Source organism: Acidovorax sp. HMWF018, assembly GCF_003061035.1.
GTDB lineage: Bacteria > Pseudomonadota > Gammaproteobacteria > Burkholderiales > Burkholderiaceae_C > Acidovorax > Acidovorax delafieldii.
Genome location: NZ_QAIM01000171.1, coordinates 1 through 13,087 on the forward strand (window position 1 = coordinate 1; position 13,087 = coordinate 13,087).

Annotated in this window: 14 protein-coding genes; 8 read left to right on the forward strand and 6 right to left on the reverse strand. The window is 61.7% G+C overall.

Annotated elements, in window-relative coordinates:
• The 4 genes from DBR23_RS06425 to DBR23_RS06440 form a co-directional block, all read right to left on the reverse strand.
• A partial coding sequence (locus DBR23_RS06425; RefSeq protein WP_146191249.1) for an HD domain-containing protein occupies positions 1-823 on the reverse strand: 823 nt, incomplete at its 3' end.
• Between the two features lie 97 nt (positions 824-920).
• On the reverse strand, positions 921-1,124 hold the full coding sequence (rpoZ, locus tag DBR23_RS06430; RefSeq protein WP_005794722.1) for a DNA-directed RNA polymerase subunit omega: 204 nt from the start codon (positions 1,122-1,124) through the stop codon (positions 921-923).
• A 16-nt stretch (positions 1,125-1,140) separates the two neighbouring features.
• Positions 1,141-1,761 carry a guanylate kinase gene (gene gmk / locus DBR23_RS06435; RefSeq protein WP_056060545.1) on the reverse strand — a complete coding sequence of 207 codons (621 nt, stop codon included), beginning with the start codon at positions 1,759-1,761 and terminating at the stop codon, positions 1,141-1,143.
• A 36-nt stretch (positions 1,762-1,797) separates the two neighbouring features.
• Positions 1,798-2,715, reverse strand: a complete 918-nt coding sequence (locus DBR23_RS06440; protein WP_192418269.1) for a YicC/YloC family endoribonuclease — start codon at positions 2,713-2,715, stop codon at positions 1,798-1,800.
• A gap of 75 nt (positions 2,716-2,790) precedes the next feature.
• On the opposite strand from DBR23_RS06440, the gene DBR23_RS06445 reads away from it, so the two are divergent.
• The 5 genes from DBR23_RS06445 (at position 2,791) to hemW (ending at position 7,562) form a co-directional block, all read left to right on the forward strand.
• A complete protein-coding gene (locus tag DBR23_RS06445; RefSeq protein WP_015012787.1) occupies positions 2,791-3,807 on the forward strand; it encodes a serine/threonine-protein kinase in 1,017 nt (338 codons plus the stop codon).
• An 82-nt stretch (positions 3,808-3,889) separates the two neighbouring features.
• Positions 3,890-4,792 carry a PP2C family serine/threonine-protein phosphatase gene (locus DBR23_RS06450; protein ID WP_056747320.1) on the forward strand — a complete coding sequence of 301 codons (903 nt, stop codon included), beginning with the start codon at positions 3,890-3,892 and terminating at the stop codon, positions 4,790-4,792.
• Positions 4,793-4,917: 125 nt separating this feature from the next.
• Entirely contained in the window at positions 4,918-5,652 is a 735-nt protein-coding gene (gene rph / locus DBR23_RS06455) for a ribonuclease PH (protein WP_108497687.1), read from the forward strand.
• A 49-nt stretch (positions 5,653-5,701) separates the two neighbouring features.
• Positions 5,702-6,301: an RdgB/HAM1 family non-canonical purine NTP pyrophosphatase gene (gene rdgB, locus DBR23_RS06460; RefSeq protein ID WP_056641312.1), complete on the forward strand. Its 600-nt coding sequence runs from the start codon at positions 5,702-5,704 to the stop codon at positions 6,299-6,301.
• Between the two features lie 13 nt (positions 6,302-6,314).
• Positions 6,315-7,562, forward strand: coding sequence for a radical SAM family heme chaperone HemW (gene hemW, locus DBR23_RS06465; protein WP_108497683.1), 1,248 nt, complete (start codon positions 6,315-6,317; stop codon positions 7,560-7,562).
• An 86-nt stretch (positions 7,563-7,648) separates the two neighbouring features.
• On the opposite strand, the gene DBR23_RS06470 is transcribed toward hemW, so the two are convergent.
• The gene (locus DBR23_RS06470; RefSeq protein ID WP_369882092.1) at positions 7,649-7,981 is read right to left on the reverse strand and encodes an I78 family peptidase inhibitor; all 333 of its coding nucleotides are present in this window, start codon (positions 7,979-7,981) and stop codon (positions 7,649-7,651) included.
• Between the two features lie 339 nt (positions 7,982-8,320).
• Here DBR23_RS06470 and DBR23_RS06475 point away from each other — a divergent pair, with 339 nt between their 5' ends.
• Positions 8,321-10,072: a PAS-domain containing protein gene (locus DBR23_RS06475; RefSeq protein WP_108497685.1), complete on the forward strand. Its 1,752-nt coding sequence runs from the start codon at positions 8,321-8,323 to the stop codon at positions 10,070-10,072.
• A gap of 339 nt (positions 10,073-10,411) precedes the next feature.
• Positions 10,412-10,585: a hypothetical protein gene (locus DBR23_RS29875; RefSeq protein ID WP_165836546.1), complete on the forward strand. Its 174-nt coding sequence runs from the start codon at positions 10,412-10,414 to the stop codon at positions 10,583-10,585.
• A 52-nt stretch (positions 10,586-10,637) separates the two neighbouring features.
• Here the strand turns inward: DBR23_RS29875 and DBR23_RS06480 are convergent, their stop codons facing one another.
• Positions 10,638-11,099 (reverse strand): hypothetical protein, encoded by a 462-nt coding sequence (locus DBR23_RS06480; RefSeq protein ID WP_233250305.1) that lies wholly within the window; start codon positions 11,097-11,099, stop codon positions 10,638-10,640.
• A gap of 424 nt (positions 11,100-11,523) precedes the next feature.
• On the opposite strand from DBR23_RS06480, the gene DBR23_RS06485 reads away from it, so the two are divergent.
• Positions 11,524-12,744 (forward strand): site-specific integrase, encoded by a 1,221-nt coding sequence (locus tag DBR23_RS06485; RefSeq protein ID WP_108497686.1) that lies wholly within the window; start codon positions 11,524-11,526, stop codon positions 12,742-12,744.
• Positions 12,745-13,087: the final 343 nt, after the last annotated feature.

Below are 13,087 nucleotides of genomic sequence, written 5' to 3' on the forward strand. Positions count from 1 at the left end.
CATACAGCGTTTTCTCGCGGCCTGCCAGGCGCACCTTCATGCCGATCTTGGAGAAGGCGGCATCCACTTCGGCCTGCACCTTCTGAACCAGATCGCGTCGGCGGTTGCGGGATTTGTTGACGGCCTTGGCCAGTGTGGCATAGCGCCAGGGGTGCAGGTGTCGGAAGGCCAGGTCCTGCAGCTCACGATAGGTCTGATTCAGGCCCAGGCGGTGGGCAATGGGCGCGTAAATTTCCAGCGTCTCGGACGAGATGCGGCCCCATTTGCTGCGCGGCATGTCCGACAGCGTGCGCATATTGTGCGTGCGGTCGGCCAGCTTGATGAGGATGACGCGTACATCACGCGCCATGGCCAGCAGCATTTTGCGAAACGACTCGGCCTGATTTTCTTCGCGAGTGTTGAACTGCAATTTGTCCAGTTTGGTAAGGCCATCCACCAGTTCGGCCACCGGGGCGCCAAACCGGTCGATCAGGTCGGCCTTGGTCACGCCGCAGTCTTCCATGGCGTCGTGCAGCAGCGCGGCCATCAGCGCCTGGGCATCGAGCTTCCACGCCGCGCACTGCGCGGCCACTGCAATAGGGTGGGTGATGTAGGGCTCACCGCTGTTGCGCAGCTGCCCCAGGTGGGCTTCGTCGGCAAAACGGTACGCCTGGCGCACCTGCTCGATGCTGACGGCGTCCAGGTAGTCCAGGCTATCGGTCAGTGCGGCGAAGCTGGCCGCAGCCGCATTGGCGGCCGCAGCGGCTGCCGAGAGATTGCCTGCCTGAGATGGGTCACCCGGGCGGGACTGCGTTGCAGAAGGTGAATTGAGCACCGCGTTCATGCCTTAAATGTAGCGCGGGACTGCGCCAGAGGGCTTTCGGGCAAAAAAAAGCACCGCTGGCGCGGTGCTTTTGGGTGGGCATTGCCCAGCAGAACGTTCAACCGGGAACCTTCTTGAGCATCTCCAGACCCACTTTGCCTTCGGCGATTTCACGCAGGGCAGTCACGGCGGGCTTATTGCGGCTTTCGATGCGTGGAGCATGGCCCTGGCTGAGCATGCGGGCACGGTACGTGGCGGCCAGTACGAGCTGGAAGCGGTTGGGGATCTTTTCCAGACAGTCTTCTACGGTGATGCGTGCCATCGTTTACTCCGGGGATTCAGGTGATATTGAGCGACTGGAAGGTGTCAGCACGGGCGCGGCGCTGAGCGGCGTACTTGAGTCGCTGGGCGTGAACTACGGCTTTCAGGTCGAAAAGCGCGCGCTCAAACAACTCGTTAATTATAACGAAGTCGAATTTGCTGACCTGGGCCATCTCGATGGCAGCATTTTTGAGGCGTACCTCGATGACATCCGCAGAGTCTTCGCCCCGCCGCTCCAGCCGCGATCGCAGTTCTTCCCAGCTGGGCGGGAGGATGAAAACCAGCACCGCATTGGCAAATGCCTGCTTGATCTGCAGTGCGCCCTGGAAATCGATTTCCAGAATCACATCTGAGCCCTGGGCAATGCGCTCTTCGATGGCTTTCTTGGATGTGCCATAGCGGTTGCCGTGCACATGGGCCCATTCGACAAACGCGTTGCCTTGCACCATGGCGTCGAACTCGGACTCCGACGCGAAGAAGTATTCGCGGCCATGCTTTTCCTGGCCGCGGGGCGCACGGGTAGTGTGCGAGATGGAGGGGTGGACATGCGAGTCCAGCTCCAGCAAGGCCTTGACCAAGCTGGACTTGCCAGCACCACTGGGTGCTGCCACGACGATGAGATTTCCTGGATAGTCCATGGTTGATGTGCGCAAGGCGCTATCAAAAAATGAGTGTCATTCGATATTTTGCACTTGCTCGCGCATCTGCTCGATCAGCACCTTCATGTCCACGCTGATGCGGGTGAGGTCGAGCGCGGCAGATTTGGAGCCCAGCGTGTTGGCTTCGCGGTGGAGTTCCTGGATCAGGAAGTCCAGGCGCTTGCCCACTTCGCCACCTTTTTTCAGCAGGCGCTCGATTTCATCCAGATGCGAATCCAGCCGCGTGATCTCTTCTGCCACGTCGATGCGGATGGCAAACGCCGTGGCCTCGGTCAATGCGCGGTCACGGGCAGCCTCGGGGAGGGTAGAACCGTCGGTGAGGGCCATCGCCTCTTTCCAGCGCTCCATGAAGCGCAGGCGTTGCTGCTCCACCAGCAGCGGAACCATGGGGACCGCCTGTTCGGCCAAGGCCCGCAGCTGCTTGACGCGATCCAGCAGCATGGTTGCGAGGCGCTTGCCCTCACGTTCGCGGGCGGCCAGCAGGGCGGTCAATGCTTCTTCGGCGAGGGCCGGAACGGCTTCGCTCCAGTCCTCGGTGCCCGAATGTGCATTGGCACACAGGCGCAAGGCGTCGGCCACGGTGAGGGGGGCTGCGCTGGGCAGCCAGGCCCTGACGGAGTCCTGCAAAGAGTTGAGCCGCTGCAGCAGTCGTGCAGGCGGGTCTTGCAGGCTGTTGCTGTCGTCGGTGTCGAGGGCGGCTCGCACTTCGACCTTGCCGCGTTTCAGGCGCGCTGTGAGCAAGCTGCGCAGCGTGGGCTCCATGGCGCGCAGCTCGTCAGGCAGGCGAAACGACAGGTCCAGAAAGCGGCTGTTGACGGATCGGATTTCCAGTCCCAGCCGGCGCGTCTGGGGGGCGCGGGCGTCGGTTTCAGCGCCAGTGGCAGATGCGCCATGCTGTGCGCTGGCGTATCCGGTCATGCTGTAAACTGGCATTGGACTTTTTGATGGTTGCTTGCGATCCGGCGATTATCCGGGTTCCGCCTTACCCCCGAATCATCTTCGCAAAATATGTCAAAAATCAAACCGGCCCCCTTGCCGCCCGATACCGCAATTGGCGGTTACCGTGTGGTGCGCCGGTTGTCCTCCGGTGGTTTTGGTGTGGTCTATCTGGCCCTCGACGCCGAAGGCCAGCAGGTGGCCATCAAGGAGTACCTTCCTTCGTCCCTGGCGACCCGCGCTCCTGGTGAGTTGCTTCCGAAGGTGCCGCCCGAAAAGCTCTCGCTGTACCGCCTGGGGCTCAAGAGCTTCTTTGAAGAGGGCCGCTCGCTGGCGCAGATCTCGCACGCCTCGGTGGTGAGCGTGCTCAATTTCTTCCGCGAGAACGAAACCGTCTACATGGTGATGAACTACCTGGAGGGCGCGACCCTGCAGGACTTCATCATCACCGCCCGCGACCTCAAGACCCAGAAGGTGTTCCGCGAGTCCACCATCCGCTCGTTGTTCGACGAGGTGCTGCGCGGCCTGCGCATCGTGCACCAGCACAAGATGCTGCATCTGGACATCAAGCCCGCCAACATCTTCATCACCGACGACAACAAGGCCGTGATGATCGACTTCGGCGCGGCGCGTGAAGTGCTGAGCAAGGAAGGCAATTTCATCCGCCCCATGTACACCCCCGGCTTTGCAGCGCCCGAGATGTACCGGCGCGATTCGCAGATGGGGCCGTGGACGGATATCTACGCCATCGGCGCCTGTATCTATGCCTGCATGCAAGGCTTCCCGCCCAACGAGGCGCCGCAGCGGGTGGACAAGGACCGCCTGTCGCTGGCGCTGACCAAGTTGCGCGGTGTGTATTCGGACAACCTGATCGAGGTCGTCGAGTGGTGCATGGCGCTCGACCCTCTGTCCCGCCCCCAGTCGGTGTTTGCCTTGCAAAAGGAGCTCAGCCGCGAAGGGGAGCGCCGCTACACCAAGCTCACCGTGGCCGAGAAGATGCGGCTGCAGCTCGACACCCTGGTGTCTGACACCAAGAAGAATGTGCAGAAGGTGGGTGAAGCCACCGGAATCGGAGCCAAGCCCAAATGAACCAGGCGCACGCGATGCAGGTTCGGGCGAGGTACATGTCCACGGATGGCGCCCGGGTGCATCCTTGTTTGCGTGAGTCCTTATGAAGTTCTCGGTATTCCAGATCAGCCGCCGTGGCGGCCGCGAGAAGAACGAAGACCGCATGGGCTATTGCTACACGCGTGAATCGGGCCTGTTTGTATTGGCCGACGGCATGGGTGGCCACCCTGAAGGTGAAGTGGCTGCGCAGATCGCGCTGCAAACCATCTCGGCGCTGTTCCAGCGCCAGGCCAAACCCCAGCTCAAGGATGTGCAGGAGTTTCTGTCCGGCGCGTTGCTCGCGGCACACCACCAGATCCTGCGCTACGCCACAGAGAAAGGCATGCTTGACACACCGCGCACCACCTTGGTCGCGGCGGTGTTGCAGGCCGGTACCGCCACCTGGATCCATTGCGGAGACTCGCGCCTGTACATGGTGCGCGATGGCGATCTGCTGACCCGTACGCGGGACCACTCGTACATGGAGCTGCGCAACACGCCGCCCCCTGGTCTGGACAAGATCAACCGCAACGTGCTGTTCACCTGCCTGGGTTCGCCCACCAAGCCCATTTACGACATCACCGGCCCTGTGTACCTGGAGCAGGGCGACCGCATTCTGTTGTGCTCAGACGGCCTGTGGGGCACGCTCAGCGACGAAGACATCGCCAAGCAGCTGGGCCGCAACACCGTGTCGCACGCTGTGCCCGAGCTGGTGGAAGATGCCCTTCGCAAAGCCGGGGACAGCAGTGACAACGTGACCGTGGTGGCTCTGGAGTGGGAGACGCCAGATGCGTTCGAGTCCACCCAGGGGGTGTCCACGGACAGCATCAGCGACGACGTGTTTGCGTCCACCATCCAGGCGGGCCCGCTCGATGGGCTTGTGGATGACCTGGACGATGCGGCCATCGAGCGGTCGATCGCCGAAATCAACGAAGCCATCCGTCGCTCTGCTGCCCGCAAGGCCTGAACTGCCATCGGCGCTGTGGGTTGCATCCAGGCTCCCTCCATGCGAATGCATGGAACCAGGTTTTTTCGCCTTCCATCGCCCACCTCATGACGCAGGTGGGCGACCCGCTCCATACAGAGAATCACATGACCACCTTCATCCGCACCGGCAACCGCGCCGCCAACCAACTGCGCCCTGTGCGCATCACGCGCCACTACACCATGCACGCCGAAGGCTCGGTGCTGATCGAGTTTGGCAACACCAAGGTGCTCTGCACCGCCTCTGTGGAAGAGCGTGTGCCCCCGCACAAGCGCGGTAGCGGCGAGGGCTGGGTCACGGCGGAGTACGGCATGCTGCCGCGTGCCACCCATACCCGCAGCGACCGCGAGGCCGCACGGGGCAAGCAGACCGGCCGCACGCAGGAGATCCAGCGCCTCATCGGCCGCAGCCTGCGCGCCGTGTTTGACCTCCAACTGCTGGGCGAGCGCACCATCCAGCTCGACTGCGACGTGATCCAGGCCGATGGCGGCACGCGCACCGCCGCCATCACGGGCGCCTGGGTCGCGGCCCAGGATGCGGTCAACCAGCTGCTGGCCAGCGGCAAGATCGCCCAGTCGCCGCTGCTGCAGCCCGTGGCGGCGATCTCGGTGGGCATCGTGCAGGGCACGCCGCTGCTGGACCTGGAATATGTGGAAGACGTGGATTGCGACACCGACATGAACGTCGTGATGACGGGCGCAGGCCACTATGTGGAGGTGCAGGGCACAGCCGAAGGCGTGGCCTTTACCCGCGCCGAGATGGACCAACTGCTGGGGCTGGCCGAACAGGGCATCGCCCAGCTGGTGCAGCTGCAGCAGCAGGCCCTGCAAAATACTCCTTAATTGATAGCTGCTTGCGCATATTTCACTAGCGCTTGCGGCCATTTTGACCATGAAAATTGTTCTAGCATCCAACAACCGCGGCAAACTGGCCGAGTTGCAGGCCATGTTTGCGCCCCTGGGCGTGGAACTGGTGCGCCAAGCCGACCTGGGTGTGGGTGAGGCCGAGGAGCCCTTCCGCACCTTTGTCGAAAACGCCCTGGCCAAGGCACGGTTTGCATCCGAACACACGGGCTTGCCTGCGCTGGCCGACGATGCCGGCATGTGTGTGGACGCTTTTGGCGGCCTGCCGGGCGTGGACACCGCGTATTACTGCACCCAGTTCGGCTACGAGAAAAGCGACGACAACAACGTGCGCGCCCTGCTGGAGCAACTGCAAGGCGTGACCAATCGCCGCGCCGCCATGGTCAGCACCCTGGTCGCCGTGCGCAGCCCGCAAGACCCGGAGCCGCTGATCGCCGTGGGCCGCGTGGTGGGCGAGATCACCACCGAACCCCGGGGCAGCAACGGCTTCGGCTTCGACCCCGTGATGTTCATCCCCGAGTTCGGCAAGACCTTTGCCGAGCTGCCCGTGGAGGTGAAAAACGCCCACAGCCACCGGGGCCGATCGGCCGCACAGATGCTGGCGCTGATGCGCGAACGCTGGTTGTAGAAGGGCGCTGACCGTGGTTCATATTCCGATCACGCCACAGGCCGAGGCCGAACCTGCCGTGGTGCGCGACATCCAGCACTACATGCGCCCGGGCCTGTTGCAGCTGCCCAGCCTGCCGCCCCTGTCTCTGTACGTGCACCTGCCCTGGTGCCTCAAGAAATGCCCGTACTGCGACTTCAACTCGCACGAATTTCGCGCGGATGCCTCCGGCGGCGAGGTGCCCGAGCAGCGCTACATCGATGCTCTGATGGCCGACCTGGAGGCCGCGCTGCCCCTGGTCTGGGGGCGGTCCGTGCACAGCATCTTCATTGGCGGCGGCACGCCCAGCCTGTTTTCGCCCGCAGCCATCGACCGTTTGATCGGCGACATCCGCGCCCGTCTGCGGCTGGAGCCAGATTGCGAGATCACGATGGAGGCCAACCCCGGTACGTTCGAGAAAGACCGTTTTCGCGCCTTCCGCGCGGCGGGTGTCACGCGCCTGTCGGTAGGGGTGCAGAGCTTTAACGACCAGCACCTGAAGGCCCTGGGCCGCGTGCACGACCGTGCCCAGGCGATGGCGGCGGTGGAGGAGGCCGCTGCGTCCTTCGACACCTTCAACCTCGACATCATGTACGCCCTGCCGGGCCAGACGCTGCCAGAGCTGGAGCAGGACCTGCAAACCGCGCTGGCCTTCAAGCCGCCGCACATCTCCATCTATCACCTCACCATTGAGCCCAACACTTACTTCGCCAAGTTCCCCCCGGCCATCCCCGAGGACGACCAGGCCTACGCCATGCTTGACCGGATCACGGAGATGACGGGGCAGGCGGGCATGGCGCGGTACGAGATTTCTGCGTATGCGCAGCCGGGCCACCAGTGTTTTCACAACACCAACTACTGGCAATTTGGCGACTATCTGGGCATCGGCGCGGGCGCGCACAGCAAGCTGAGCTTTGCGCACCGCGTGGTGCGACAGGTGCGCTTTCGGGACCCCGCGCGCTACATGGACAACGCCCTGGCAGGCCATGCCGTGGCGCAGGACGACGAGGTGCGCCGCACCGATCTGCCGTTTGAGTACATGCTCAACGCCCTGCGCCTGCGCGAAGGCTTTGCGCTGCAGGACTTCATGGCCCGCACAGGCCTGCCGTTGACCACCATCGCCAAGGGCCTGGAGGCTGCCGAGCGCAAGGGCCTGATCGAGCGCCACATGGCGCGTGTACGGCCTACCGAGCGGGGCTTTGACTTCCTGAGCGATCTGCAGGAGCTGTTTCTGGCGGACTGACGGAGGGAGGCTCCATCAAAGCCGGTTTGTGATCTCCCGGGAGATTGTTGGCAGGCCCTCAGGCCATTCGGCAGCCAGGGGCAAGCTCAGCCACACTTTGCCGCAAGGATGCGGCCATTGCCATCTACCTCCAGGTTCAGCCGCTGGGTGTCGTATTCCTTGGTGATGATTTGCCCTGGGCGCAGGATGCGCGCCGTCTGCGCGCCCGAGCGCTGCCGTGCAGACTCCACGATCGATGCCGTGCTGTTTTGTCCCACTGCAAACTGCGCGGGCTGGGCATTGCACATGCCTCCGGGCGCTGCGCCTGTCGGTGCCGTGCTGGCGGGTGGTGCGGGTGTTTGTCCGTAACCCGCACATCCAGTCACAGCTGCTCCCAGGGCGAGGCAACAGGCGACGGCAAAAGGGGTGGTTTTTTTCATCATGCGGCTAGCTCCTGGGTACAAAACACCCACCATAGCGGAACGCAGGCGCGACAGGGTTCCGGTCAAGCTATGGATCAGTTTCCAGCCGTAACGACGACGGGGCCTAGCATCCGCGCTGGTCTCGGTTGAGTCTTGACTTGCATCAAGATATTGTGGTGCTGGCGCAACACAAACCGCTGCCTTCAACTTGTCCGTGGCCCTCAGACGGTTTGCTGTAAGTCGGTTCTGCACAATGGAACGACCGGCGCTGTGCGTCGGCGTTGGCAGACCCCTTGCCACCTGGGCCAGTGTGTTGCACGGGCTTGTGCTGACAGTGCCGTATCCAACCTCCTGACCATGCCTGACGCTTCTCGCCTCCGCCTCATCCGTGCCCTGGGTGACACTCTGGATGGTTTGGACGTGGCGCTGTGCGCGTTTGACGACAGCGACCGCACGGTGGCCTGGAACAGGACCTTCTTCAAGTTCTTCCCGGAGCACGAGGGGCATGTGTACGAGGGTGAGCCCTACGAAGCCAACCTGCGCCGCTTCTATAACCAGCGGCTCGATGCCCAGGAGCTGCCCAACATCGAGCGCTACATCACCGCTGGGGTCGAGCGCCACCGGGCGCAGACCCGCCCCTACAGCTTCGATCACCGGGGGCTGCGCGTGCATGTGTCTTCGTTGCCCATTGAAGGCGTGGGGCGGGTGCGCGTGTGGCGTGCCGAGGCGCTGCCGGTGCAGAGCGCGCAAGCCACGCTCGCCACGCCGGCCGAGGCCGACATCCATGAGCCCGGCTACCTGCGCAGTCCGCTGTTTGAAAGCTCCGAACTGTTTGACCGCATTCCCGATGGACTGATGATCTGCGCCGAAGATCAGCGCATCCAGTGGGTCAACCAGCCCTTTATGCAGATGTATAGCCTGTCGGACCGTACGGCTGCCGCGGGTAAAGCGTTCGACGAGGTGTACCGCCACGCCTGGTCCGTCGAAGGCCAGGGAGATATGGCGCCTTTTTACGACGGCCTGTCGATCTTGCAGGAGCACATGCGTTTTGCTGGGGCGCCGTTTGAGGTGCCCTTGCCCCGCAGCCGCTGGAGCCGCGTCATCGCAAAGCAGGGCAGCGACGGCACGGTGTTCTACGCCCATGTGGACATCACCGAGCTCAAGCGCCAGCAGCGCTTGCTGGCGCAGGCCGAACGCAGCGCCCGCGACAGCGAGGCGCAATTGCGGGAGAAATCCATCCTGCTCGAAGCCACGCTGGAGCACATGGACCAGGGCGTGGCCAAGATCAGCGCCACGGGGGTGGTCGAGCTGTGCAACCGCCGGGCCATGGAACTGCTGGACCTGCCGGCCGAGCTGATGGCATCCAAGCCCACGCTGGTGAATGTGCTGGCCTACCTGCGGGCTCGTGGCGAATTCCAGGGCGCATCGCAGGAAGTGCAGGACCTGCTGCGACACAGCAATGGCGGGGTCGATCAGCCCCAGGTGTATGACCGTCCCCGGCCCGATGGCCGCATCCTGGAGGTCCAGACCGTGCCCATCAAAGGCGGCGGCGCGCTGCGCACCTTCACCGATGTCACCCAGCGCAAGCAGGCCGAGCAGCAGATCCGCCATGTGGCAGAGCACGACGGCCTGACGGGCTTGCTCAATCGCACCGCCTTTTTGCAAGCATTGCAGGCCGCAGCCACCGACGTGCATCGGTCGGGCCGTGGCTTCGCTGTCTTGTACGTGGATCTGGATGGGTTCAAACCCGTCAATGACCGCCATGGGCACGCCGTAGGTGACCAGTTGCTGGTGTGGGTGGCCCGGCAACTGACGCAGGCCGCGCGCGGGGACGATGTGGTGGCGCGCCTGGGCGGCGATGAGTTCGCGTTGCTGCAGCGGGGCGTATCCGACGGTGACAGTGCGTACCGCCTGGCCGACCGCCTGGTTCAAGCCCTGGGCCGGCCCACCGAGATCGAAGCGCATGCGCTGCAAATCGGCGCGTCCATCGGTATTGTCCTGTCGCCCGGTGACGGCACCGAGGCCGAAGAACTCCTGCGCAAGGCCGATTCCGCGATGTACCTGGCCAAGGCCACGGGGCGGGGCTGCGCAAGGATTTACGGAACGTGAACGTTGGGCTGCCCGGGCGCTTAACCCACGATCCCTTTCTGCTGCTGATCGACGGAGCTTGGAGGAATCGGTACTGTCCTACATGCCCACATTGGTCACCGTCCTAACATTGGTCTGTTGATCCCCTCGACATCCCTCCCGCTTGCATCGCGCAAGTGTTAAGCCCGCAGCCTGCGGGCTTTTTTTTGCCCGCCCTAAGGCATCAACACGGGGGTGAAAAAGCGACTGCGCCGTAGGCCTTTTGCCGAGCCGCGAAGCCCCAGTGTCCATCTGTCGGCACCATTGCGGTACGGGCGATGCCCTCATCACCCAGCCATCCCAGCGCGCTACATCACAAGAATGATTCTGTACAAACCCGGCACGCAATTTCTCTACAAAGGCAGAACGGTGAGCGTGGACTACGTCATCATCAAACGCACCGGTCTGTGGATTCGGTTGGCGCACAGCGAAGAGGTATGCCGCCCTGAAGATTTGACTCCCATCGCACCGCAGGGAGCGGGACTGGCGAGGTGAAAGAAAGGCCACACGCAGGGCACAGGCCCAGCGTGGCACCCCACCGGCAGGTCTACTTGAGCTGCTGGGACAACCACAACAGTCCCCAAACGATCGCCACCAGCTGAACCAGGTTGACAAAGAGCGCCGCCGAATGCACGCGGCGAAAGTGGTGAATCGCTCCGTCGCTACTCGCCTCGATCTGTGCACCGAGCTGCTGCATGGCTTGCAACAAGTGCTTGCGCAGCAGCGAGACGATGCAGGCATTGACCGCCACGCCGATGGCAAAGGGGTACCTGCCCCAAAGCGCATAACTGACAAACGCCCCCAGCGACGCCCAGAACGCAGCACGGTAGTACACGTTGAAAAACCCCCGAACGAACCGCGCGTCCAGTGGGGTGTCATGTTTCAGCGTAAGAAGCGGCAGACCACCCATCAAGAAGTAGGCGGTGGTGACCAGCAGGGCCACCGTGAAAAAGAACGATGCGTAGAGGGCCGACGACAACATCTTTCTCTCCTCGACATGGCTGGTCACTTCAGGCCGCAGGCCCGTACCCAATTTCTCCACCCTGCCCATGGATGCGGCAAGGTTCAGTAAAAACGCAGTCTAGGGGGCAGATGCGTTCTTGTGAATTGGGTTGGGTGAGGGGTGGTCAGCCACAGACATGTTGCTGCACTGGCCTTTGCGCACATTTCGCTGTTGTAGCTGCGCCGGGCCAAGAACTGGCGGAGACTGTGTCCGCCTGAAGTCGTTTCAATGACTATCAGTGATGAGTAATGAAAAGTTCTAAGTATTTGATTTTTAAAGAAATATTCAAGAAATGATCAAATCGTCTGATCAATGAAGTTCAATATTGTCTAATGCAATCTAGTGCTTTATGGTAGAAACAATGGTGTATAAATAGTGGGGCTGATTGGGCGACGCGGATCCCCGTTGGACGCTGATCAAAGGATGAGCAATGGCGCGCAAAGCAAAAGAGTTGTCAGCATTGGAAGTTGGTCGTTTGACCGCCGTCGGGCACCATGCAGTGGGCGGTGTGGCGGGACTGTATTTGTATGTAGTGGAGTCAGGAGCCCGTTCGTGGGTATTGCGCACGATGGTTGGTGGCAAACGCCGTCACATGGGCTTGGGCGGCTTTCCCGAGGTCACGCTCGCAAAAGCGAGGGACAAAGCGCGCGCTGCAAAAGAGCAGGTCAGCCAAGGAGTCGACCCTATCGCTCAGCGTCTTGCTGTTGCAAGTAGTCTCAAGGCCCAACAGGCAACGCAGAAGACCTTTAGGGAAGCTGCGCTGGCATATGTCGATGCTCACAGCCAAAGTTGGGATAACCCCAAACATCGTGCTCAGTGGGTTTCCACGTTAGAAAACTATGCCTTTCCTCACATTGGAAATTTGCTAGTTCAGGATGTTGAGCAGGAGCAAGTGCTCAAGGTGCTAGAGCCTATCTGGGCGACCAAAACGGAGACCGCGTCTCGCCTGCGAGGGAGGATTGAAAGCGTGCTTGATTGGGCGACCGTGCGCAAATACAGGACAGGCGACAACCCGGCGCGTTGGAGAGGCCATCTGGATCAACTGCTTGCCGCACCCAAAAAGATTCAGAAGGTTAAACACCACCGTGCTCTTCCCGCTTCCCAGCTGGCGGACTTCATGAAAAAACTGCGTGCTCGTCCTGGTACCGGGGCCCGCGCCCTTGAGTTCGCAATCTACTGTGCTGCACGCAGTGGTGAGGTCCGTGGGGCTCAGTGGTCGGAGATAGACATGAAGTCTGCGGTATGGAAAATTCCAGCAGAACGCATGAAGGCGAAAAAGGAGCATCGTGTTCCGTTGAGTCCTTCGGCTCTGGCGTTGTTAAAGTCATTGCCCCGTGGCGCAGACTGTGATTTGGTATTTGCATCTAGCAAAGGAAGCCCTCTGTCCGACATGACTTTGACGCTTCTGATGCGAAGGATGAAAGTTGATGCTGTTCCGCACGGCTTCCGTTCCACTTTTCGCGATTGGGTCGGTGAGTCGACGAACTACCCACGAGAGTTGGCTGAACAAGCACTTGCTCATGCAATCGAGAGCAAAGTAGAGGCAGCCTACCGCCGAGGGGATGCATTGGAAAAGCGCCGCCAAATGATGATCGATTGGGCGAGGTACTGCAATCGGAGCGATCAAAGGATGTTGCCGAGTTCGGCATGAATCGACCTAGAAGAGCTGCCTGCCGGTCCGCATTGACTCTACAACCGCGAGATAGTCGCGTGCTGCACGGCAAAGCTGCCGGCCTTTGAGATGGTTTCCTGCACGATCGAACTTGCGCATGCACAGGGGAACAAACGGTTCACTACGACTATGGATGGCACTACAAGGTGCAGCACTAATGAGCGGAGCTTGTGCATCGGGACCACAGCTTTACCAATGGTGCAATTGAGAGCTTCTTCGGCACCATCAAGATCGAGTGTTTCTGATTTGCGCACACATGGAATGGGCTTAGAGCGGCCAGCACAATTACATCAAGGACCGCACGCAGTGAGATCCGCCCAAA

What these genes read in the sequence shown, in the direction of transcription:
- rdgB (WP_056641312.1), top strand. Translation starts at nt 5,702, where the DNA reads ATGAAAATTGTTCTAGCATCCAACAACCGCGGCAAACTGGCCGAGTTG.
- DBR23_RS06440 (WP_192418269.1), bottom strand. Translation starts at nt 2,715, where the DNA reads ATGCCAGTTTACAGCATGACCGGATACGCCAGCGCACAGCATGGCGCA.
- gmk (WP_056060545.1), bottom strand. Translation starts at nt 1,761, where the DNA reads ATGGACTATCCAGGAAATCTCATCGTCGTGGCAGCACCCAGTGGTGCT.
- rpoZ (WP_005794722.1), bottom strand. Translation starts at nt 1,124, where the DNA reads ATGGCACGCATCACCGTAGAAGACTGTCTGGAAAAGATCCCCAACCGC.
- rph (WP_108497687.1), top strand. Translation starts at nt 4,918, where the DNA reads ATGACCACCTTCATCCGCACCGGCAACCGCGCCGCCAACCAACTGCGC.
- DBR23_RS29875 (WP_165836546.1), top strand. Translation starts at nt 10,412, where the DNA reads ATGATTCTGTACAAACCCGGCACGCAATTTCTCTACAAAGGCAGAACG.
- DBR23_RS06445 (WP_015012787.1), top strand. Translation starts at nt 2,791, where the DNA reads ATGTCAAAAATCAAACCGGCCCCCTTGCCGCCCGATACCGCAATTGGC.
- DBR23_RS06475 (WP_108497685.1), top strand. Translation starts at nt 8,321, where the DNA reads ATGCCTGACGCTTCTCGCCTCCGCCTCATCCGTGCCCTGGGTGACACT.
- DBR23_RS06470 (WP_369882092.1), bottom strand. Translation starts at nt 7,981, where the DNA reads ATGAAAAAAACCACCCCTTTTGCCGTCGCCTGTTGCCTCGCCCTGGGA.
- DBR23_RS06450 (WP_056747320.1), top strand. Translation starts at nt 3,890, where the DNA reads ATGAAGTTCTCGGTATTCCAGATCAGCCGCCGTGGCGGCCGCGAGAAG.
- DBR23_RS06485 (WP_108497686.1), top strand. Translation starts at nt 11,524, where the DNA reads ATGGCGCGCAAAGCAAAAGAGTTGTCAGCATTGGAAGTTGGTCGTTTG.